At 39.6% G+C, this 24,080-nt stretch carries 16 protein-coding genes; 3 read left to right on the top strand and 13 right to left on the bottom strand.

Features of this window, described 5'->3' with window-relative positions; all coding sequences use genetic code 11:
* Position 1 precedes the first annotated feature (1 nt).
* The 5 genes from NLF99_RS14785 to NLF99_RS14765 all read right to left on the bottom strand — a co-directional run bounded on the left by NLF99_RS14785 (position 2) and on the right by NLF99_RS14765 (position 7,720).
* Entirely contained in the window at positions 2 to 1,069 is a 1,068-nt protein-coding gene (locus NLF99_RS14785) for a hypothetical protein (protein WP_254529180.1), read from the bottom strand.
* A 3-nt stretch (positions 1,070 to 1,072) separates the two neighbouring features.
* Positions 1,073 to 1,426, bottom strand: coding sequence for a response regulator transcription factor (locus tag NLF99_RS14780; RefSeq protein ID WP_185211717.1), 354 nt, complete (start codon positions 1,424 to 1,426; stop codon positions 1,073 to 1,075).
* 4 nt (positions 1,427 to 1,430) lie between these two features.
* Positions 1,431 to 5,333 (bottom strand): response regulator, encoded by a 3,903-nt coding sequence (locus tag NLF99_RS14775; RefSeq protein ID WP_254529177.1) that lies wholly within the window; start codon positions 5,331 to 5,333, stop codon positions 1,431 to 1,433.
* Between the two features lie 314 nt (positions 5,334 to 5,647).
* The gene (locus tag NLF99_RS14770) at positions 5,648 to 6,331 is read right to left on the bottom strand and encodes a TrkA family potassium uptake protein (RefSeq protein WP_185211715.1); all 684 of its coding nucleotides are present in this window, start codon (positions 6,329 to 6,331) and stop codon (positions 5,648 to 5,650) included.
* Between the two features lie 3 nt (positions 6,332 to 6,334).
* The gene (locus NLF99_RS14765; RefSeq protein WP_185217038.1) at positions 6,335 to 7,720 is read right to left on the bottom strand and encodes a TrkH family potassium uptake protein; all 1,386 of its coding nucleotides are present in this window, start codon (positions 7,718 to 7,720) and stop codon (positions 6,335 to 6,337) included.
* Positions 7,721 to 7,998: 278 nt separating this feature from the next.
* Here NLF99_RS14765 and NLF99_RS14760 point away from each other — a divergent pair, with 278 nt between their 5' ends.
* Positions 7,999 to 8,841 carry a mechanosensitive ion channel family protein gene (locus tag NLF99_RS14760; RefSeq protein WP_185211713.1) on the top strand — a complete coding sequence of 281 codons (843 nt, stop codon included), beginning with the start codon at positions 7,999 to 8,001 and terminating at the stop codon, positions 8,839 to 8,841.
* A gap of 676 nt (positions 8,842 to 9,517) precedes the next feature.
* Here NLF99_RS14760 and NLF99_RS14755 read toward each other — a convergent pair.
* The 6 genes from NLF99_RS14755 to NLF99_RS14730 form a co-directional block, all read right to left on the bottom strand.
* A complete protein-coding gene (locus tag NLF99_RS14755) occupies positions 9,518 to 9,769 on the bottom strand; it encodes a hypothetical protein (protein WP_254529175.1) in 252 nt (83 codons plus the stop codon).
* 545 nt (positions 9,770 to 10,314) lie between these two features.
* Positions 10,315 to 12,765: a ThuA domain-containing protein gene (locus NLF99_RS14750; RefSeq protein WP_254529174.1), complete on the bottom strand. Its 2,451-nt coding sequence runs from the start codon at positions 12,763 to 12,765 to the stop codon at positions 10,315 to 10,317.
* 747 nt (positions 12,766 to 13,512) lie between these two features.
* Positions 13,513 to 14,727, bottom strand: coding sequence for an MFS transporter (locus NLF99_RS14745; RefSeq protein ID WP_185217041.1), 1,215 nt, complete (start codon positions 14,725 to 14,727; stop codon positions 13,513 to 13,515).
* A 38-nt stretch (positions 14,728 to 14,765) separates the two neighbouring features.
* The gene (locus NLF99_RS14740; RefSeq protein WP_237219488.1) at positions 14,766 to 15,902 is read right to left on the bottom strand and encodes an NAD(P)-binding domain-containing protein; all 1,137 of its coding nucleotides are present in this window, start codon (positions 15,900 to 15,902) and stop codon (positions 14,766 to 14,768) included.
* Positions 15,903 to 16,245: 343 nt separating this feature from the next.
* On the bottom strand, positions 16,246 to 17,748 hold the full coding sequence (locus NLF99_RS14735) for an acyl-CoA dehydrogenase family protein (RefSeq protein ID WP_254529173.1): 1,503 nt from the start codon (positions 17,746 to 17,748) through the stop codon (positions 16,246 to 16,248).
* Positions 17,749 to 17,917: 169 nt separating this feature from the next.
* Positions 17,918 to 18,787, bottom strand: coding sequence for an AraC family transcriptional regulator (locus tag NLF99_RS14730; RefSeq protein WP_185217043.1), 870 nt, complete (start codon positions 18,785 to 18,787; stop codon positions 17,918 to 17,920).
* Between the two features lie 139 nt (positions 18,788 to 18,926).
* On the opposite strand from NLF99_RS14730, the gene NLF99_RS14725 reads away from it, so the two are divergent.
* Both NLF99_RS14725 and NLF99_RS14720 read left to right on the top strand, forming a co-directional pair.
* Positions 18,927 to 20,201 (top strand): DUF2264 domain-containing protein, encoded by a 1,275-nt coding sequence (locus NLF99_RS14725; RefSeq protein WP_254529172.1) that lies wholly within the window; start codon positions 18,927 to 18,929, stop codon positions 20,199 to 20,201.
* A gap of 103 nt (positions 20,202 to 20,304) precedes the next feature.
* The gene (locus NLF99_RS14720) at positions 20,305 to 20,772 is read left to right on the top strand and encodes a response regulator (protein ID WP_185211707.1); all 468 of its coding nucleotides are present in this window, start codon (positions 20,305 to 20,307) and stop codon (positions 20,770 to 20,772) included.
* An 11-nt stretch (positions 20,773 to 20,783) separates the two neighbouring features.
* On the opposite strand, the gene NLF99_RS14715 is transcribed toward NLF99_RS14720, so the two are convergent.
* A complete protein-coding gene (locus tag NLF99_RS14715; protein ID WP_185211706.1) occupies positions 20,784 to 21,872 on the bottom strand; it encodes a hybrid sensor histidine kinase/response regulator in 1,089 nt (362 codons plus the stop codon).
* A gap of 49 nt (positions 21,873 to 21,921) precedes the next feature.
* Entirely contained in the window at positions 21,922 to 24,054 is a 2,133-nt protein-coding gene (locus NLF99_RS14710) for a 7TM diverse intracellular signaling domain-containing protein (protein WP_254529171.1), read from the bottom strand.
* Positions 24,055 to 24,080: the final 26 nt, after the last annotated feature.

Here is a 24,080-nt window from a genome sequence, read left to right as displayed (position 1 = left end):
ATTAGGATTTTTTCTGCAGAGCATGATTCAAAACCATTAAAGTTGGATCCTCAGGAGCCAACTTATTACTTAAGTCTATTAAATAATTAAATTCCCCAAGATTCGCTAAAGCTTCGGCAGCCGAAACCTTAATCCGATTGGAAGGATTGTCTATTAACTGAGATCTTAAAAATTCTAATTGGTCAAAAGCCCTAGTCTGCCCAAATCCCTTTAGGATCTCAAGTTGAAGGTCTTCCTTCATTTTAGGATAATAAATGGCCAATAGACTGGATGTATCCTGAGCATCCAAACTAAAAAGTGTTTTGATGGCATCCTTCAAAATCACATCCTGGTCATCCGCCAAAATCGCCACTACCTGATCATGCAACTCAAAAATTTGAAATTTCCGAACCAACTTTAATGCAAAATGCAAAACCGATGGATTATTGGACTCCAGCCATTTACTGATCTTTTCAGTTGCATTTTTGGGTAAAGATTTAATATTGTTCAAAATCCGCAGCTGTTGCCAATCCGACAGAATTCCTTCTAGCGTGTCTAAAAAGGATAAGCCCTCAAAACCATTGAAATGTACCATGGCATATTGTACCTCATGGACCACATTCTTTTTCCGATGATTCAGTTTGGATTCAATTTCAGGTAAGGCCAAATGCACATCCATGATAGTCAAGGCCTGTATGCCTCGAGCAATTAAATGCCCCTTATAGCTTCTAAGTAAACTATAGGACTCTTTATCTAATTGATAGGAATAAAAGACCCGCTGTAGGACCGTAGCAGCCACTCCTGAAAACTTACGGTCAGCTTCAATGAGTTGCCCCAAGAAAAACCTCCTGAAATTCTCATGCTTCAGTAATTCCGACAGATTAGGGTCGATATACAGATCGGTTTGGTTCCCTTCTACGAGTACTTGCATCAAGTATTCGTTCAACATATTCTTCCAATACTTCCTATTGATTTCCAATTTATAGGCTCGGAAACTGTAGATCAACAATCCAAGCGTAAAAAGGAAAACCAATATCAGAATGGTCAATATTCCTAATGTCAACTCATGAAGGGTAAACATTTTCTCCATAGGCTATCGCAGCAGTCTATTTACTCTAATAATCAGTTCATTGGGACTGAAGGGTTTAACCATAAAATCAGAAGCTCCCAAGTCAAATGCTTCAAGCACGGTATCTTCTTGCCCCATACTGGATAACATGATAATTGGTATCCTCTTTTCTAGACTCTTTAACTCCGAAAGGATTTCGATACCCGATGCAAAAGGCATCATGATATCGCTGATGATAAGATCGATTTCTTCTTTATTCAACAAATCGATGGCCTCCATTCCATTCCTCGTTAAGATCACCTGGTAACCCTCTTTTTTTAGTTTATGTTCGATAGTTTTGAGGATTAATTCATCGTCTTCAGCTAATAACACAACCATTTCTTTACTCCTTTATATCAATTAATAATTTCTGTAATATTTCAATTTCATGTAATACCTTAGGCAAATGTTCCCACACTTCAATCCCCTTCGAAAATTGACTGTCCAATTCAATCAACATAAGATTCAATTCCGTCAAGCCTGCACTTCCTGATGTACCTTTCAATTTATGTAAGACCCGTCCTAATAGATTTTCATCTCGATCCTGGATCAATTGCTTGATATCCAATTCCTGCATCTGCAGTTCTTGAAGGATCAATCCATAAAACTGTTGTTTAAATACCGGATCAGAATCGGTCGCTTCTTCAATAACATCAAAATCTATATGCTTGACCTCATTGATGTTGGATAAACTTTTATCTGAAGCCTTTAGTAGGCAATTGTACAGCACTTCTTTAAAAGTCTCAACTTTAATGGGCTTGGTCAAAAAATCATTCACACCTACCTGTAAGCACCTTTCTCTTTCCCCAACAACATTACCGGCAGTAATTCCAATGATGGGCACATGCTTATAACTTTCAATCTCTCGGATCCTTTTTGTCGCTTCAAGCCCATCCATCACCGGCATCTGAATATCCATTAAGATCAGATCGAAATCCTGGTTTTCACAGGAGTCTACTGCCAATTGGCCATTCTCAACACAGACCGTACTACAATTAGGAAGTAAATTTTCTATAAGTCGATTATTCAAGGCCATGTTCACCGGATTATCATCTGCAAGAAGAACCTGATATGACTTTGTGGATATCTTTTCTTCTGCAGCGAACTCCATTTCCTGCTCCACTGGAAGTGATTTATTAGCCTCAGTATCTTTCCTCAAGATCCTATACAAGTCTTCTGAAATAATAGGCTTGGTTAATATATGTGAGTTGGATTCTTGACGGAAGTGTCCAATATGCTCTTCATCATCTGAAGAGGTATGCAAGATCATGATCGGTAACTCCTCCTCGTTCTGACGATATAATTCCTTGATTTTTGAAAGAGTTTCTAAACCATTTAGGATTGGCATCCTATAATCCATCAAAATTACATCAAATCGCTTCCCAATGGACAAAAGCTGTAGGGCCTCAAAGCCATTTTCAGCAGTTTCGGTTTCCACTCCTTTATAGGCCAACATGTGCTCCAAAATCATTCTATTGCTGCCATTATCATCCACAATCAGGGCAGAATCGACTGCCAAATTATGTTCAGCCTCAATAGGGTTCTCATAAGGAACTTCTATTTCAAAAAAGAATTCCGACCCTACCCCTACTGCACTCCTCAAGGATAGATTGCTGCCCATATAATTTAGGATATTGTTGGAAATCGTCAGACCTAAGCCCGTTCCTCCAAAACGTTTGCTCACAGAACTGTCTTCCTGGATAAAAGCATCAAATATGCGCTGCTGCTTTTCATCTGGAATCCCTATTCCGGTGTCTCGAACCGTAAATCGCAATCCGACCTTCTCCTCATTCCTGAAGGTTTCCTCCACCCGCAATTCAATCTCTCCTTGTTCCGTAAATTTTACCGCATTCCCCAAAAGATTGATCAGAACCTGTTTAATCCTGGATTCATCTACATGAATCATGGTCGGCAAACCCTGCTCAATATTCAATAATAGCTCAATATCCTTGTTTTGGGCTTGATAGAGAATCACGTGGATGACCTGGTTTACTAATTCATATAGGTTGTATTGATCAATGTAGAATTCAAGCTTTCCTGATTCTATTTTTGAAAAATCCAAGATATCATTAATGATCGCAAGGAGGTTTGTCCCAGATTCATTTACATATTTTAAATATTGCTTCTGTAGATCGTTTAGCGGTGTTTTCAGCAATAGATCGGAAAAGCCTATTACACCATTTAATGGTGTCCTGATCTCATGGCTCATATTCGCCAAGAATTCGGATTTAGCTTTACTGGCTAGGTCCGCAAGCTGTTTCGCTTTCCTTAGTTCCTCATTGTTCTCGACTTGTTCCGTTATATTTTGGGAGAATATGATTATCCCACCAATATTATTGTCCGAAATACGCCAAGGCCTCACTTCCCAATTATAATGTTGATTTTCTGCAGCGCCTTCAACTTGAACAACCTCATCTACATTTTTATAGGGTATTCCTTCTAAGGCTCGTTGATAGATCTGCTTGCGACTTTCGGGAACATTTGGAAAAAGTTCAAAAAGATTCCTTTTGCCGTCTGAATTCTTCCCTTGATGGAATTCTTCAATCCATTGTTGACTGAGCGCCAAATAATTGAGATCAGTATCAAACATGGCTACTGCAGCTGGAACGTGCTTGACAAAGGTTTGAAGCATGGCTTCTTTTAACTCAATGTCTAAATACAGCCTCTTGCTCTGGTCAATATCTTGAATAATCCCAAAAACCCTTTCACATCGCCCTTCGATATATTCAGGGTTGCCTTTAATACGGACCCAGATCTGTTCTGAATTTGGCTTTCTTAATTGTATTTCAAAATCATAGGACTGCCCAGTTTCGATGGCCCTGTTAAATCTATGCTCAATGATCGTTCTTTCCTCCGGATCGAAAAATGAAAACACATTCTCCATATTGGGCTGAAAATCCTCAGAAACACCATGGATCAATCGTGTTGAATCAGACCAATAGATTTCATTCTTTTTAACATCAACTTCCCAACCACCTACTTGGGCAACAATATTGGTTTGCTCAAGCATCTGTTTGGTATGTTCTAAGTCCTTCTCTAACTTGATCCGATCGGTTAAATTCAAGGCGGAGCTCACGACATATTGCTTGCCGTTCTGGTCTTTTTCGACCATATTGTTGTACAACCAATAGATCCATTCTCCATTCCTTTTTTTCAGGACCATCATGCCAGAATCCTCTCCATTTTTCAGGATCCTATCCAAATAAGGTTGAACAAGCGATTTATTTTCATTCGGTACTAAATCCCTTAAGTTCAAACCTGGGATTTCTTCCAAGGAATATCCAAGAACCTGTCTGCCCTTTTCATTGACCTCCAATATATTCCCATGGATATCGTGCATGCTCGTCAGCCCGATTCCATTTTCAAAGAAATTCCTAAATCTCCTTTCGGAAACTTCCAGTTTTGCACGTTCTGAATTCTCTCTGGTCATGTTCCTGCCAAATGCAAAAATCTCCTTATTCTCTTGACCATGCCTCAGGTGCCAATCAATCGTTACCGACTCGTCTTCCCTAAGCTGTGTTTGCGTTTGCACCATAACCTCCAGATCTGAACTGGATACAGACTTGATTTTCGAGACCACCTTCCTATCCTTAACTTTCAGTACCTCTAAAAAATTAAGACCGTCGAATTCGCGGATAGGTATTTGCATCAGTTCTGCAAAGGCTGGATTTACTTCCTTTACGGTAAAATCCTCATTCAAAACACAGATCATGTTCTGTGTCACGGAAAGGATATCCTTGAAATAACCCGCTTGATTTAATTTCCTCTTGGCCAATAGTACGGCCAAAACGGCTTTTGCTAAGTCTTCCAGTTCTTTTAACTGTTGCTGGCTTAATGTTTTGGGATGATAATCGATTACACATAGTGTACCTAAAGCATGTCCACGTTCGTCCAATAATGGTACCCCAGCGTAAAACCGGATCTGCCCAGCAATGATGAGCGGATTATGCGCCGTCCTGGTATCCAAGAAGGTATCCTCAATCATCAATGGCTCCGAACTCAATATCGTATATTGGCAGACCGTATTCTTACGATCTACCGTTTCTAAGTCCAGACCAATGCAGCTTTGGATTCGCTGCTGATCCTTTTCCATAATAGCAATGATGGAGGAGGGACAGTTCGTAATACGACATGCCAGTTCTGCAAAAACATCCAGTTCCGGCAATTTTCCAACAGCAATCAGTCCAAAAGAATATAGGATATTTAAACGCTCCGATTCATTTTCCGGGACAATAGGCATGCTCATACAATATTGGTAGATTAATAAGTAATGCAAGATAGTTATTACTTATGTTATAACTTCTTTTTTATTAATTTAAACCATAAAATTGCGATATAGTTCTAAAATTATTTTATCATTTTAAAAAAAATTAACGAAACTAAAATCATACTGAATAAATAACTTTCATATAGCAATATATTAGCGCTAATAATAGTATATGGAAATGCAGATATATTCTTTGCCGATAATCCGAAGTTCTTGTTTAGGTAAGGCTTTTTATACAAAAAAAGGGATGCCAAACATCCCTTATAATTCTTGCGATTTCATTAAAAGCAATCCTATTTCAAGAACTCTTTAATGTTATTGTTGCTACCGTATATGACGATGATTTCTCCTTCTTGCAATACCGTATCAGGTTTAGGGATTCCATGCAAAATCGTGGTGACGATCCTGCTTTTGCCAAATAAAGTATCTCTTTCTGCACTCTTCAGAATGGTCAGGACTAATATTTCATATTTTTCCCTAAAACCGATTTCCTGAATTGTTTTGCCTACATATTGCTTTGGAATTATGGCTTCCACAATGCTGTAGTTGGCATTTAATTCAAATGAATCAACCAAGCCAGACAAACACAGCTTCTTCGACCAGCGCTCTGCAGTTTCCTCCTCCGGATGGACAATCTCAGTAACGCCGATGGCATTCAAGACCTTTTCATGTAATGCATTGACCGCACGGCTCACCAAACGTTTCACTTGTGCTTCTTTACATAAGGCAGTCACCATAATATTGGCCCCTTCATCCTCGCCTATGGCTACAATGACTACATCGGTGTTTTTTAAAGGCAAAGAATGAAAAGCACTTGGCTCGGCCGCATCAAGCGCAATGGTATGTGTGATTTTCTCCTTCAAAGCGGTAATGCGCTCCAGCCTCAAATCAACCCCAATCACCTCGTTTCCTTGGGCTGTTAGTTTCATGGCCAAAGAGGCCCCAAAATTCCCTAATCCTATGATGATAAATTTCATTGCTTAATTTATTGTAAGTTCTTCTTTTGCGTATCTATAATTCGTGAATTTCACCTTCTTGAACATGGCAATCATAATTGTCAGCATGGTCACCCTGCCTATGAACATCAGAATAATCAATGTGATCTTACTCCCTGCTGACAGCTTTGCCGTAATGCCTAAGGTCAATCCGACCGTACTATAGGCAGAAAAACATTCAAATGCGATTTCTACCAAAGTACATTCTGGATCAAAAACAGAAATCGAAATGATACAGCAGCCGATCACAAAAAGCGATAAGGTCATGATGGCAAATGCCCGCTTAATGGTAATGCCTGCGATTTCACGTTGAAATACCTCTACCCTTTCTTTTCCCTTAACCAAACTCAGGATGTTCAAAACCGCTACGGCAAAAGTACTCGTCTTAATACCTCCCCCAGTAGAGTTTGGTGAGGCACCGATCCACATCAACAGGATAATGAACAGGATACTGTAAATATGTAAAGCGCCATAGTCAATGCTGTTATAACCTGCCGTACGTGGGGAAACAACGGTAAAAAGTGCTGTTACGAATTTGCCTATCCCCTCATGCGTCACCAAGATATTATCATATTCCAATATAAAGATCAATATAGTCGCAAAAACTGTAATGCTCAGCGTAGTAATCAAATTGATCTTACTGTTTATATTGATCACCCAAGGCTTATAATCAAATTCCCGATAGGCAATCTTCTTAAATATGCGATTGAATACGTGCTTCAGGTATTTCAATATATTGATTACTATTGGAAAGCCAAGACCTCCAAAAATGATCAAGATGATCAAGACCATCTGAAATGCATAGTTATGGATAACGAGTGGATTGGTCAGACCATCTGGCACTACAGAAAATCCTGCATTACAAAAGGATGAAATCGAATGAAAGACTGAAAAAAACAGATGTTCCAAAAAGGACTGATCCATCAACTTTGCCGTAAAAAGGAAAATGAAGATCGCTCCAACCAATTCTATGGAAAACGTAATGATGATGATTCGCTTCAACATCAAAAATACTTCCCCCAGCTTTTCATTATTGGAAAAATTACTGGTCGCGATTTGGTTTTCGTAAGTGCTTGCTCCTTTGAAAAAATAAGCGAAATAGTTGGTAAAGGTCAAGATGCCCAATCCGCCGATTTGAATCAGTAAAATAATGATAAAATGACCTATGGGAGTAAATGCAGTTCCGGTATCCAAAGTAGTCAATCCCGTGACACAGACCGCACTGGTTGCCGTAAAGAGTGCATCGATAAAATTAATCGGAACCTGGGTAGAAAACGGCGCCATCAACAATAAACATCCAGTCAAAATGATCATAATAAAACTGAACGTAAAGAGTTGCGCAGGGTTATAGAATGCTTTAACGTTTTTCATATTTCAGAGTGCTGGCAAAGTAAGGATAATTTCAAAAAATATGCAATAATTCATCAATCCTGCGCTAAAATTGCCTATTAGTTTATTTTTTAATACCTTTGTGTCTTATTTATTAAAAACAACAGCAAATTAGCATTCGCAATTCGCTGCAAATCCCATACTATCTTTAACGCTTCTAGGTGATTAGCCGTGGGATCTCATTTTGTTCCCTGCGAAGGGTTTATCGAATTTATCATACTGAATATTTACTATTAATACGCACCACAAAAACAGAAAAAATGCAAGACGCAAATTTGAACGGTATAGAAAACAAACTTGAAAAATTTATTGACAGTGCAATCGCATATGCTCCAGTATTATTGAGCTCTTTGATTTCTGCCGCACTTGTTCTCTTCTTGGGACTATGGTTGATCAAGCTATTTGGAAAACTTTTAGGAAAGATTTTCGAAAAGCGCGATGTAGATCCCAGCATCAGGACATTTTTGGGAAACCTATTGAATTGGGTCTTAAAGATCATGCTTTTCATCGTGGTAGTCAGCCAATTAGGCGTACAGACTTCTACCTTTATTGCAGTAATTGGTGCTGCCGGTTTAGCAATCGGTATGTCATTACAAGGATCACTATCTAACTTCGCTGGAGGTGTATTGATCTTGCTGTTCAAACCTTTTAGGGTCGGTGATTATATCTCCTCTTCATCAGGTGTGGATGGTACGGTCAAGGTAATCGATATTTTCAATACCAGATTGGTTACTCCGCAGAATCAATTGGTAATCATTCCCAATGGTGAACTTTCCAATAGTAACATCACCAATTATTCTGAACTAGGAACCCGAAGAACATGGTTCAACATAGGTGTAGGGTATGACACCGATTTAAAGGCAGCAAAACAATTGTTGTTGGATACGATTTCGAGAAATGAATTTGCCTTTAAGGATCCAGCACCAGATGTGGTTGTCACTGAATTAGGTGATAGTGCCATCAACCTCTCAATACGTGCCACGACCTCCAACGAAAATTTCTGGGCCATGCAGGAACAATTGATCATACAATGTAAAGAAGACCTGGATAAGGCAGGAATCGATATCCCATTCCCACAAACCGATATCCATATCAAAAAATAAAAAAAGAGATTGCTGGGAGGGGGATTTTGAACCAGGATTCAAGGGATAAGAGGATGGACCAAGATCGGGGTTGAACCAGGATTCAAAGGATAAGAGGATGGGCCAAGATCGGGGTTCCATTATTTTAGCTAGCATGGTACGTTAGCCTGGAAGTAGCGAAAAACTGATGTTCGATTAATTGAACATCAGTTTTTCGCTACTTCTATATTGTTCAATACTATTTCTAAAATAATTCTGCCCTTCCAGGGCAGTATGTCATAAAAAAGGAAAAATTCAGGATAATAAAAATGGGTCTAGAAAGCCAGAAACATAGATCTATCAAACTTCATTGGTATGCAGGAAGGATCTCGGAACAATGCGTTTCCATAATTGCAATGGCTTACTTTCCCGGACCTTCGGTCCAGGATGACAGGGTCGTAGAGTAGAGAACTGTACAGAATCCTCATTGATCGTTCAGAATCAAAATGCGATAAGAAGGGATTCAGAGTGAAACGAAGAATCTATTTATTTTCTTTTTTTAAGGATCGTTGTCATTGCAAAATCGCAAGATGAGCAAACTATTTTTTTCTTTTTTGACCCATAAAAGGAATATATAGAAAAATATTCCACCCCAGCTAGGGGTTGGCCATTATTCAGATCTAATTTCTGAAAATATTCCATCCCCGCTGGGGTTTTTCTACAAACATTTCACCTTCCGAAGGAAGTCCTTTAGCCCCCGGCTCATTTCCAGTGGCGGAAAAATGGAAAGAATGCCGATGACCTGTGCGATGGGATTGGCCTTGGAATGCTTTCTCAAGATCATCCCATCAAAAGGGATGATCTTGAGAAAGGTATTCCCGACAACAAGGCATTCTTGTCCATGTGCGGATGACTGTGCGAAAAGCCACCTTAAATGGGCCGAAGCCTTTTGGTTACTTTTGGGCTTCAAAAGTAACGAAGAAAATTGATATCCTTGAGCTCCTCCGGCGGTTTGATTACTTTTGGGCTTCAAAAGTAACGAAGAAAATTGGTGTCCATGAGCTCCTTCGTCGGTTTTGGTTACTTTTGGGCTTCAAAAGTAACGAAGAAAATTGGTGTCCATGAGCTCCTTCGTCGGTTTTGGTTACTTTTGGGCTTCAAAAGTAACAAAGAAAATTGGTGTCCATGAGCTCCTTCGTCGGTTTTGGTTACTTTTGGGCTTCAAAAGTAACGAAGAAAATTGGTGTCCTTGAGCTCCTTCGGCGGTTTGGTTACTTTTGGGCTTCAAAAGTAACGAAGAGAATTGGTATCCGTGAGCTCCTCCGGCGGTTTTGATTACTTTTGGGCTTCAAAAGTAACAAAGAATCTGTGGTTATTTTCCTTAACTTAATGACATTGCCCGCTAGGGGTTGCATACCTAAGCAAACATTCATCCTTCCAATACAAAAAAGGAGCGGCTTTTCAGCCACTCCAATTCTTTTATCCCTGAAAAAATCAGGTTATCTAAAGGATTTCTTATTTGTGCGACAAGATCCAAGTTACAATCTCATCTAGGTCGGCATCTTTCATGTTCGGGTGTGCAGCCATCGCTACTTCTCCCCAGACGCCACTTCCGCCATTCTTGATTTTCTTCACTAGGATACTGTGTGCATCTTTATTGTCTTTATAGTGTTTTGCAATCTCTACATATGAAGGTCCTACAGACTTCTTATCGATAGCGTGACAAGCCTTACAGTCTGATGCCTCGATCAAGGCCTCACCTTTAGGCTTGCTGCCTTGCTGGTGGCCCATTGGTCCAGCAACACTTGCATCCCCTTCAGTTCCTTTATGAGCAGCCTGATCTGCCGAAGCTGGCACGAAATCAATTCTTGAAATCCCAGCATCCGGGTTCTTGCTAAACCATCCACTGCCATACTCCAATACATAGAACTTACCATCAGGACCTACTTCCATATCGATTGGACTGTTGAATTTAACACCGCCCATGAATGGCTCCATCTTATCGAAATCACCGTTAGGCAACATCGTAACAGCTTTAAACCAACCGCGGATCCAGTCATAAACAAACAATTTACCATTGTAATAGTCTGGATACCGAGTTTCCTGAGGGAACATATCGGTATAATAAATTGGACCGGCCATCGCATTACGGCCACCTGAACCTACTTGAGGGAAATCTGGTGATTCCGCATATGGATACCAAATAAAGGCAGGCATTGCCTCTGGCAACTCTCGTAAACCTGTGTTATTCCTTGAATCATTGATTGGTTTTTTCGCATCATACGCAGGACCCATTTCACCAGTTTCATAATTATAAGCATGGTAAGCATAGTTGTTTCCTACGAAATATGGCCAACCAAAGAAACCTGCTTTACGTGCCTGGTTAACTTCATCGTAACCACGCGGACCTCTGTTCAACGAATCCTTATTGGCATCCGGACCAACTTCCCCCCAATACAAGAATCCATTTTTCTTATCAATGGAGATTCTATAAGGGTTTCTGTTACCCATTACGTAGATCTCAGGTCTTGTTTTCTCTGTTCCTTTCGCAAACAGGTTGCCTTCAGGAATAGCATAGGTACCATCTTCTTTAACGGTGATACGTAATACCTTACCGCGCAGATCATTGGTATTTCCAGAAGAACGTTGAGCGTCATATTGCTCATGCCCTTCCCTAGCATCCTTAGGAGAAAATCCATTGCTCACATATTTTTGGTTTGGCTCATCAAATGGAGTAGAGTTGTCACCTGTAGAAATGAACAGATTTCTATCCTTACCAAATGCCAATGAACCACCTGTATGACAACAGATATCACGTTGAGAATAAAGCTCTAAAATCACTTTTTCAGAAGCCATATCCAATTTATTGTCCTTGAAGACAAATCTCGAAAGTCTATTTACCGAAGTATCTTTAGGACTGTAATAAGCATAGATAAAATTGTTCTTTGCAAAGTCTGGATCGGCTGTTAGACCCATAAATCCTTCTTCCGCATTCACGTTTGGAACTTCTGTTTTATGATAGACATCCAAAAGTCCAACTTGGCTTACTTTATTGGTTTCTTTGCTATAAAGCAACAATTCGCCGCGACGTTGGGCAATCAAGATATCAAGGTTTGGAAGGATAGCCATTTCCGTCGGTTCAAAGAACTCTCCTTCGGCCATAGTTACCTTCTTGAACTGGTCTGCAGCTGGAACCTGAACAGTCTTAGCTTTTTTATAGTCTAATTCAAGGTTTTTACCGATTGCATATTGAATACCCCCTAAGATATGTTTCAAGAAATTCGCGTCTGCATATTCTGCATCCTCATGTCCCAAACCGGTGTAGAAAGACCTTCCGCCATCATATTCATGGAACCAAGCAACAGGAGCCTGCTCAACCTCATCCTTATTCGGGAAAACAGATTTATCAACCGTCATCAGGATTTTTAAGTTTTCAGGTTGTTTCTTGAAGGTGTACCATTCATCGGTAATCTCCCAAGGATCAGGAAGACCTTTTGTAGAAGGATGATTTTTGTCTACAATGGTTAATTTACCTTGTTTCAATTCAGGCTCTGAACCAAAATATCCACCAAGTAAACGTCCGTACCAACCCCAATCCGTCTCCGAGTCAGCAGCTGAATGGATTCCAACAAAACCACCACCAGCTTGAATGTAACGCTCGAAATCAGCTTCTTGATAATTGTTTAAGACATCCCCAGATGTATTTAAAAACACAACTGCTGAGTAATTCTTCAAAGAATCTTCAACAAATCGATCCGCATTCGAAGTGGTATCCACAACAAAATCGTTCTCTAGACCTAATTTTTGAATGGCTGCATTGCCCTTTTCAATTGAATTGTGATGAAAACCTGCAGTTTTACTGAAAACCAATACCCTAGGCTTTCCAGATCGCTTTTGTTGACAAGAACTCAGTACCGCCACTAATATTAGCAGGAGAGAAATCTTGGATAAACAATGTTTAATCATATTTGAGTTTATTAATATTTTTTGTGTTTAGGTTTCGCTAATCCGTTTTACCAAATTAGCAAATGTCAGTCAAAAAACAAATATGCAATTAATTATTTCAGTCCAAAGAACTGCATTGAAAAAATTACAACTGAAAGGTTAGTAAAAGATCAAGTTTTGGGAATCGACAACAGGAGTGAAATATTTGTAGAAAGGTGAATTGGAATGTAGAAAACCCACAGCGTGGGTGAAATATTTTTTATATCTCCCTTTTAAGCGTCTAAAAAGAAAAAAAATAGTTCCCTCATCTTACAATTTCGGGATGACAACGATCCTTAAAAAAAGTAATAAATAGATTCTTCGTTTCACTCTGAATCCCTCCTAGGCGCATTTTGATTCTGAACGATCAGTGAGGAATCTGTACGGTTCTCCACACAAACCGATTGTCATCCTTAACCGAAGGTTAAGGACCTGTACGCCAATGCTATCCGTAATTTGATTATGTCTGTAAAATTCCGAGATCCTTCCTTCGTCAGGACGACAGGAAGGGGGAAACCGAACGTACAGGAAAGTACACCAATACACTATTGAAAATATATGCATTGTTCCGAGATCCTTCATGCGTCAGGATGACCCCAAAAAAAACAGACCTTTTAGCACTAATTATATGCTAAAATAAGCCCCCATATCTTGGTCCATCCTCCTATCCCTGGCATCCTGGTTCAAATACCAACCGGCTTAGCATTTCCCCTACCACAATCATTACATTTACTTCAAATATTTCCCTTCCACGATTTTATTCACCCTATACATCAACAAGATACAGATTAAAATACTCACAAACGTAATCAGTCCCAATAACTGAAAATTCTCAAAGCCCTGATTACCTTCCTTTTCAATCAAAACAATTCCACCTAAGATGGAGGCAATTCCCCCACTGGACTGTTGTATGGCTGAATTGATATTCATAAAGGCTCCACGTTCACTAGCATCTGGAATGGCTGTAATCATGGCGGTTGCACTGATAATCCTAGAAGATACAAACAGCATCATACAGCTGAATGCCACGGCAACCATAAATAAATTGCCCGCTGGAACATTAACAAACCAAATGATACAGATTCCGGCCAATAAACTACCCGTAACAAACAACTTATACTTTCCCCAAGAATCACTTAATTTTCCAAAAATTGGTGAACCAATCAATGTGGCTATCCCCGCCGAGAAAAAAACATAGGGTAATTGGTCTTCTGCATAATTAAGATCGAATACCAAATGCGGGGTAACATAGGGCTGTAAGATAAAACCTCCTGTTGCTAGGAAAAAGGTTGTCGAAAATGCAATCAAATATTTTTTATTGGTAAAAACCCTTTTTATCACTTGGAAATAACTGCTTTTCTCTCCAGGAATGGTTTTGGAAGGAATAGGTTTCATAAATTTCACCAACATGGCGATATTGATAAGGCCAATACCTACGATAAAATAAAATGGAACATGCCAGGACCAAATATGCGCTAAATAGAGCCCTAATGGAATCCCCAAAATCTGACTTGCAGAAAATGCCATCTGTATAAACCCCATCACCCTACCTCGGATCTCATACCTGAAAAAATCTGTAACGGTCGCAAAGGTAATTCCCGACATTACTCCACCAAAAACACCGGCGACAATCCTAGATACCAACAAAAAATAGTACGAAGGTGCTATTGCGCAACAGACTGTTCCGATAATAAAACCTACGTACATGATCAAGAGGATATTTTTACGGTCAAAACGATCGATAAAACCGGCCAAAAGAAAGCCCGAAGCACCTGCACTCAATGCATAGGCAGACACTAAGATTCCAAATTGCTTGGTGGAAATATCCAAGGAGTCGATCAACTCTGCACCTAAAGGTGCCATAACTGCAAAATCTAAAACTACCGTAAACTGGACAATGGTCAACATCGCAACCAATAATGATTCGTATCGGGAAAAAGTCATATTGTAAATTAAGTTCTCAAAATATATCTGCTCGGCACTTATTTCAATTTTAAATAGGCAATTAATTCCTTTGCAGCCGCACGCCCCGCCCTATTTGCTCCAATGGTTGAAGAGGAAGGCCCATAACCAGTCAGATGAATTCTAGGGTCTTTTACCACTTGGGTCGCTAATTGACCGCCCATTTCAATTCCACCTTGCTCATTTTTTAACCCCAGAGGATCCAAATGGTCCAAGGAATGCCTAAAACCGGTATTCCAAAAGATAACATCAGCATCCATTTCGCTACCATCTTCCCACTTCACGCCATTTTCTGTTATCTCTTGAAACATGGGCTTCCTATCCAATACACCAGACTTCAACATATCCGCAATAGCCGGAGTGATCGGTAAGCCCGTGACAGAAACAACCGATTTTGGAGGCAATCCTTTCCGTACCCGTTCATCGACCATGGCCACCGCCTCTCGACCTAATTCTGGGTTAAATTCATAAGGCCGAAAATCAGGAGGCCTCCGTGTTACCCATGTAGTCTGAGTCACTTTGGAGAGCTCACCCAATAATTGTACAGCAGAAATCCCACCACCAACGACTATGACGTGCTTCCCTATAAATTCAGCAGCATTTTTATATTCACCGGTATGTAATTGCCTTCCTTTAAACTTATCCCAACCGGGATACTTCGGGCAATGTGGAGTCTTCCAGGTACCGGTCGCATTGATAATGCCTTTTGCTGAAAACTGCAGTCCATTGGTATGGATCAGAAACCTTCCATTTCGCTCCGTTACCTTCAATACATTTACTGGTCTGATTACAGGGAGATCAAAGGCCTTTTCGTACTTCTCATAATATTGGGGCAATGCAACATTGGCCCGCAATTGTTTATCATCGCGATTGACCGCTTCCGAAAAGGTCATCCCCGGCAGATCATTGATTCCATTCACATTGCTCAAGGTCAAGGAATCCCAGCGATGTTGCCATGCTCCACCGGAACCAAATTCATCATCCAATACTACAAATCCTTTCCCTGGCTCTAACCCTTCCCTTTTGAGGTGATAGGCCGCCGACAGACCTGCCTGCCCAGCACCGATGACTACAATGTCCACTTTATAGAAAACATCTAGTTTCCTTCCATCCGGAATTGGCGCCATAGCATTATCAGCCTTATTCTGTTTCTCCATACAGTATTTACAATAGTAAAAGACAATAGATTGTTTAACCTATAGCTAGTTTTTTTATATGATGAAATAAAATTATCAAAGATTCAGAAGAATGGTGTTTTTCAGGGTTTTTCCTGACATAATTATGGCTAATAAAATAGACCTTAGTCGAGACTCATTCGAGGCATATTCGAGAATGCTTCGGATAGAATATTAACTCTACCTTATTCATATTGCCAAAATTCGGAATATGTCTCGAATAAGACCAATAGGAAAATCAAGAATACTTTGAGATTAAAAATTTTGGCCATAAAAAAAGCTGGGTAATAAAACCCAGCTCTCCTTGTTGTATTTGAAATTGTTATTAAGAGACAAAGTTCATCCAATCGGAATCCATACCATATTCAACCAAAGGATTAGCGCTGTTTTTGCTAATGTACTGGCCATGGAACATCGTCAGATCCATCAAGATATGCTGACGGGTGATTTCTACTAATTCAGCATTGAAGCCTTCCATTTGAAGAACAAATTGGAAACTGATTACCCTAGCGATCATTCGACCAATGGTAACCATGTCGCGTTGGTTGATACCGGCTTCTAGGCTGAAGTTCAATTGTTCCTTGAAATATGGAGCACTCAGATTAGCATTAGGATAGGTTTTTAAGAATTCATATAGATTTGATTCTTTTGCTCTACGCATCATCTTGCTGATACCTTCAGCAATCTGTCCATATAGCATTTCATTAGATCCTTCGAATATCTGGAATGGGCGGCTATCCACCACTGATCGTCCAGCGATATGATCCAATCTATATCCATTTGCACCTGCTAATTGAAGGCTGATCTGTGCAGACTCTTGCATCAAGTCGGTAATCAAGGCTTTCAAGGTATTGGCTTCAATACTTAATCCTGAAAGGTCATTTTCAATACCACTGGTTGCTACTGAATAAGCACACATACCTGAGCAGATGGCAAAGGCTGCCTGGATTCTTGAAATTTGATATTTTACAGAATCAATGTTGATCAATGGGCTTCCACTGACAATCCTGTTTTGGCAATGTTGCAGAGATTCATCAAGTAGACGCTTGATAAAACCTAAGCCCATACCTGGGAATTGCAATCTACTTCTGTGAAGCATGTCCAGCATCAATTTAATTCCTGTACTTTCTGGTGTTAATTTTTGATCTTCCGGTAAAACTACATCAATTTGATTGACGCCATAAGGAATTGCATACAAACCAAGGTTGTTATAGCGCTCCAGCATAGGGATATGTTGTTCAGGATTGCTGTTATCCGTCACGAAAAAATCAATGTCGCGGGTCAACTCACCGGTTGGGGTGAGTTTGCGGGCAGTAACTAACCAGAAATCAGCAGCACCGCTAAGTCCTTGCCAATGTTTTTCACCTTTGATCTTATAGGAGTTGCCGATTTGATCGTAAGCCGTTTTCATATTTAATGCATCGCTACCGTAGGCTTTCTCGGTTATCATTAAACCTCCCATGGCATTGTTCTCTATGAATTCCTTAAATACGCGTTCTTGCACAGCATAATTTCCGTACTTGGCAACAGGCTCCAGGAACAAAGCGATATTGATACCGAACATTAAGGAAAGTGCCAGAGATTCATACGAAGCGGCAGACAGAACTCCTAAACATTCTTTTACCGATACGCCTCTTCCTCCGTGCAATTTAGGAATAGCCACCGCCAGAGGTTTTTTCTTCATGATCTCTGCTAGAAACTCTGCAGGAAAATCACGTTTCAAACTAATGGATGAATAATCAAATTCTTCTCTGAATAGGTGGTATAAGTGTTTTCTGAATGATGAAATATAGTTTTCAAAATCTATATTTTCTATAACTCCGTTCATGCTATTTTTTTATTTACAATGTATAGTGAGCAATTCATAGGTCCGCCTTTTTGAGTTGAACAAATTGGCTATTATAAAACTCAATTGTAAAATTAGAGGGAAATCAAGAAAATATCTATGAGGATTTCGTTTATATTTAGGACAAATCGTGCATAAAAACCATTCTGCGCTAATTTATCGTTTTGCGATATTCAGTTGGAGAAATTCCTACGATCTTTTTAAACAGACGGGTAAAATAAGATGGATCTTCAAACTCCAATTCATAGGCGATACTGGCCACACTTTTATTGGTTTCCAACAGCATTAACTGGCTATGGATTATGGCAACTTCAAGAATGAGCTGTTTTGAGGATTTCTTGAACACCGAAGAAACACATCTATTCAAATAGTTTACGGAGACAGCTAACTTATCTGCATAAAAATTAACGGACTTTTCCTTATTATAATGTAAATGAACCAGTTGTTTAAATGATATAGCAATTTCCTGTCGCCTTCCCAAGGATTTATTGGAGGCAGAAATCTTGATAATCTTTAACATTACGGTCTTAAAAATACTTTCATAGTATTCCTTATAGGGTTTTTCCGTATAGATTTCCTCATATAGCAAATCCAGAAGTCCGTTCAATTCTTCATTATCTATCTTACTGAGATTCAATAAAGGTGAGATGGTGAAAATATTGAGGATTTCTTGTTCCCTGAACAAGGATGTCATAGCCTGCTCCTTGATCAATACACAATATCCCTGAGCGGATTTATCTACCGAATCAATAGCAGAAATATTACCATAATTGGAAATTAGCACAGAAGGTGCCTGTACCATAAATGAAGTAGATTCAATCTGATGTTTGAAATAACCTTGATTAATATAAATAAGGAGATTATAGCCGAAGAAAATAGGTGGAATCGGGGTTTTCAGATAAGGTGCTATATCACGTAATGGAAAGATCTTGATAGGCGTTTGTATATAGGTCAGGTGTTTAAGGCTCCCTCCCATAAACTTCTCGACGAACTCATCAGCGCTGATTTTATTCTTTTCCATACCTTATTGCATCTCGATATTACAAACTTAATAAAATTGATTGAGGATGCCGATTTTCAATATATGCTACATTTTGCCCAGAATATGTTAAATTAGAGAAAAGGCAAATAACTGACCTAAACCCATAAATACCTACCCTATGAAAAGAAGAACCTGGATACAGTCTGCAGGATTAATGATTGCTGGTTTAACCATGCAGGAAAACAGGGCATATGCCGTCCTAAATGAGACCAACACAGATGGATTAGCATCAAAATATCTAGCTACAGATGACCGAGCCTATTGGGTTTCCATTTTGAGCAAAATGGCAAGTCCTATTTTGGAGAACATCAGTAAAGGCACTTTCCAGAAAAACATGCCCATGGTCGTATCTGAATCTTTTGATGGGCGAAATCCAAAGGTTGGGTATTTGGAGGCCTTTGGCCGATTGATGGCCGGCATGGCTCCTTGGTTGGGATTGAAAGACGATGCTTCTGAAGAAGGTCAACTTCGAAAAAAATATAGGGAACAAGCCCTACTCGGTATACAACATGGGTTTGATCCCAGTTCGCCCGATTATTTTTCTTGGCGTGGAAAAGAAGGTCAGACCTTGGTAGATGCTGCCCATTTAGCATTAGGGTTTTTAAGGGCTCCACAAGCCTTATGGGAACCCCTTCCTGACAAGACCAAACAACAGGTCATTGAGGAGCTGAAATACATACGCTGGATAAAGCCGGGGCAAAACAATTGGCTGTTGTTTTCATCGATTACGGAAACCTTTCTGTACAGCATTGGTGTGGAACCCAATCGGGAAAGCATAGATTTAGCCATCAATAAATTTGACCATGATTGGTATGTTGGCGATGGTTGGTACTCAGATGGAAACCACTTTGCATTTGACCATTACAATGGCTACATCATCCATTGCATGCTGGTTGAAACCTTAAAACATAACCTGAAGGCTGGGAACTACCAAGAGAAGTATGAACGTGCATATAAGAGAATGCAACGATATGCCCAGCACCTGGAAAGAATGATTTCTCCGGAAGGTTATTTTCCAATTATCGGACGAAGTTCAACCTATAGGAATGGAGCTTTCCAACCTTTGGCACAAGTAGCATTGGACAAGAAACTTCCAGAACACCTATCGTATGGCCAAATCCGAAATGGATTGACAGCCATCCTGAAAAACATTTACAAGCATGATCTTTATGATCAATATGGTTGGTTGATTTTGGGATTTACTTCCACAGATCAGGGGAATATGGCTGACACATATACCAATGCCGGATCATTATATGAAGCATCCCTTTCCTTCTTACCATTGGGCTTACCAGCAGATGATGAATTCTGGACTTCTAAAAGTGAAGAGTTGACCTCACAGCGAGCTTTTTCCGGAAAAAAGTTTCCAAAAGACTATCAAGTAAAATATTAATTTAAATCTGAAAATAAATGCAATTTTCTCATTATATTCAAATCAATTATTATGGACCACAAATAATTACTAATTTTGAAACAGTTTTTCAAGTAAGAAAGTAATGAACATAGAAAATAAGATTAATGTGCTGTATTTGGATGATGAAGAGAACAATTTATTTTCTTTTAAAGCCACGTTCAGGTTTAAATACAATGTATTTACTGCCTTAACGGGAGCTGAAGCATTGGATATTATTCGTAAAAATGATATCCAGATCATTATTACTGACCAGCGAATGCCTGAAATGACCGGGGTGGAATTCTTGGAAAAGGTTATTGAAATCAAACCTGACCCTATGCGAATCCTGTTGACCGGTTATACGGATATGGGTGCAGTGGTCGATGCCATTAACAAAGGCAAAATCTTCCACTACCTGAACAAGCCTTGGCGCGAAGAGGAATTGACCGAAACCATCTCAAGAGCTTTTGAAATCTATCAGAACAAGAAAAATATTATCGATCAAAAGTCTAAACTGGAGATCTCAAACGAACAATTGGAGTTTTTACTTCGTCAAAAACTATTGTCCTAAAATTCCAATGACTATTCCTTAGAAGGAATAGTCACTACAAATTTAGATCCGTTCTCTGGTTCTGAATCTACGGAAATCCCGCCTTTAAGTTTCTGCACAGCAGTCTTCACATTATATAATCCAAAGCCCATCCCTTCAGCCTGATCGCTAGCGCGGAAAAACAACCTAAAGATATCGTTGATCGAAGACTCTGAGATTCCAATTCCATTATCCGTTACGGTTATTTTTGCATGACCATTTTCAGTTTCTGCCTTCAATTTCACCCATTTATCCAGAGAGTCTAATTTTTGGTACTTTATCGCATTGGAAACCAAATTGTGTATGATCAATTCCAAGATGGATTTATCATTGATGAACGTGTTTTCTTGGTCGACTTCAAAGCTGATCTCTACGCCCGAGTTTTGGCTGTACATTTTATAAAAGTCAAGAATATCTTCGAAGATGGAATTGAAATCAATTTTGGAAAGGTTGAGCTCTCCCCTTCTCAACAGATAATAATCTCGAAGGCTGTTGATATAGTCCTCTAGTTTAACAATGGAAGTTTTCATGAGGTTCAGGATTTCATGAACCTGCTCGACACTCTTGAAATCCAAAGCAATCCGAATAGCACCAAGCACCCCTGCAAGTGGATCGCGTAAATCATGGCTAACGCTATAGGCAAATTTATCAAGCTCCTCATAAGCTTTCTGAAGCTCCATATTGCGCAAATCCAACAAAGAATTTGTTACATAAAACTTATTGGCCTCTTCGATACAGGAAATAATCTCAGCTTCTTCCCAAGGTTTTTTGATAAACCTGAAGATATGACCGCGGTTAATGGAGTCAATTACCGTATCCATGTCTGCAAAAGCGGTGATCAAGACCCGCATAGGCTTCGGAAATTCCTTTTTGATCCTGCTGAAGAAATCAATTCCATTCTCTCCGGGCATCTTTTGGTCACAAAAGATTACCCTGATATTGGGATTGGTCATTAAAATATTTTCTGCATCCGTAGTATTGCTCGCAATATGAATATCGTAGTGAAACCTCAATGCCGCTTTAAATCCTACCAAATTATTGTACTCATCATCAATGTACAACACCTCAAAATTCTTATCCATACTATTACCTTTTAGTGTGACCTAAAAAACCTTTATTTTAATCTTTACCTTATTGTTTGATTGGCAAATGGATATCAAAAGTGGTTCCCTCTCCGACCGTGGATTGCAAACCAATTCTTCCATTATGTCTTTCAATTGTTTTATAAGCAATTGACATCCCTAGACCTGTGCCTTCACCAACATCCTTTGTTGTAAAAAATGGTTCAAAGATACGTCCGATGACCTCTGGAGGGATCCCCGTACCGTTGTCCATAATACTGATTATTACTTTTGACAAATCCTCGTCAAGTTTTGTTTCGATCTTGATTTCTCCACCCGCATTTCCATTGAATTTCTTTTCAACGGCGTAGATGGCATTGGAAAGTATATTCATGAAAACCTGGTTCAGTTTACCCGCATAACATTCCACCATGGGAATGCTATGGTAATTTTTGATGACCCTAATCCGTTCTTTGGTCATTGGATTCAAGATGACCAAAGTGGAATCCAGGCATTCATTCAGATCGGCACGCTTCAGCGTATCTTCATCAATCCTGGAAAAAATCCGTAAGCTCCGGACTATTTCAGCTGTCCGTTCTGCTCCTTCTTGGATACCCTTCAACAAGAAATTGATTTCCGATTTCAGATAGTCAACATCGTTGATATTCTTGATATTTTGGATTTTCTCCTGTTTCTCTTCCAGTTGCAGGTCGTTATCCAATGCTATCATTTCAATTTGATCGATAATATCCCAGAGGATTCCAACATCGCGGCGAAGTGGAGATACATTGGAGGTCACAAAATTGATCGGATTATTGATCTCATGGGCTACACCGGCCGTTAACTGACCTAGAGAGGCCATTTTCTCAGATTCCACCAGCTGGGCTTGGGCATCTTTCAGGTTTGACAAGGTTAAGCTCAGCGATTTATTGGACTCTTGGAGTTCTTCCGTTCTTTCACGGACCTTCTGTTCCAAAATCACATTCTGTTCACGGATTAGCTTTTCATTTTCTTGGGAAATAGCCAATTCACGGACCTGTAATTCCAACATCTCCTTGCGGTAAGTATTGATCTTATCGGCCAATGCAAAAGATAGCAAGAGCGCTTCGATAACAGAACCTATCTGTACGGACCGAGCCGTGAAAACGTTGGTTGGCAGCACGCCATAATCCTTAAGAACAAAGACCAATACACTGATCAGAAAGATACACCATGCAAAGAGGAAAAACTTGGTCTGGCTATATTTTCTTCGCGATAACTCAAAGGCAAATATGAGGACGATGGCAGCTCCACCACCCGCAACCAGGTTTACGATTCTATATGCAGGGATAATATAGCCTATCAACAACAATAGGATGGCAAAGAAATAACCAAATAAAAAAACGTTCAGTAATTTATTGAAGCCCCTTGCTTCTACGGAAGTGTGCAGGAAAGACTTGACAAAAAGAATGGCACCGATACCTGACATGGCGCCTGAAAACGTTAACAATCTTGATGACAGCCATTCACTGCGAATGGGGAAAACTCTTTCAAATAGCCCCAATACCGCCATTTGGGCCACAAAGACCCAAAAAATATAGTTCACATAGCTTAAATAATGCTTTTCCCCAGTTGCAACATATAGAAACGCATTATAGAGCACTAAGGACAACATCAGTCCTATGTAGATGGCTGAAAGGATATCTTCTTTCTGCAGGAAATTAAAAAGTCCTGTTGGCGTATGGATGGACAGCGGAACAATGACTTGGGTTTCGCTCTGCAACTTCATATAGCAGACTGCTTTCTCTCCTTTTTTGAGATGGAGATCAAACAGATAGAATTGATGGGAATATTTTCGATCGCTATAACCTTGTTTTAAGTTATATCCAACACTGTCTATTTGGGAATTGATAATGCTGTAAAATTTCACTTCCGCAATATTAGGTTGGGATAGGTCTACGATCAAGCGATCCTCATCAGAATTATTGACGATTTCAAATTTGATCCAATGGGGTTTCTTGACGATCCCGAGGTTAGGGACCTCAGTTTCACATTTAGAAAAAAGGTTTGGATGTGCTAAGACATCATTAAAAGAAACTGACTCCCCATTTTCTTCATAGAGAGATAAATACTTTCCAATATTTTTGACATCCTTCCCATTAAAGTAAATGACACTATCTGTCGATGCCTTAGCTTTAGGGCTAAAAAGACAGCATAAAATCATAGTTAGAAATAACAAATACCTTAACA

Source organism: Sphingobacterium sp. LZ11T8 (genome assembly GCF_024261425.1).
In the GTDB taxonomy this organism is placed as follows: domain Bacteria; phylum Bacteroidota; class Bacteroidia; order Sphingobacteriales; family Sphingobacteriaceae; genus Sphingobacterium.
Note: the sequence above shows the minus strand (reverse complement) of the source record. Positions and strands in the feature narration are given on the sequence as shown.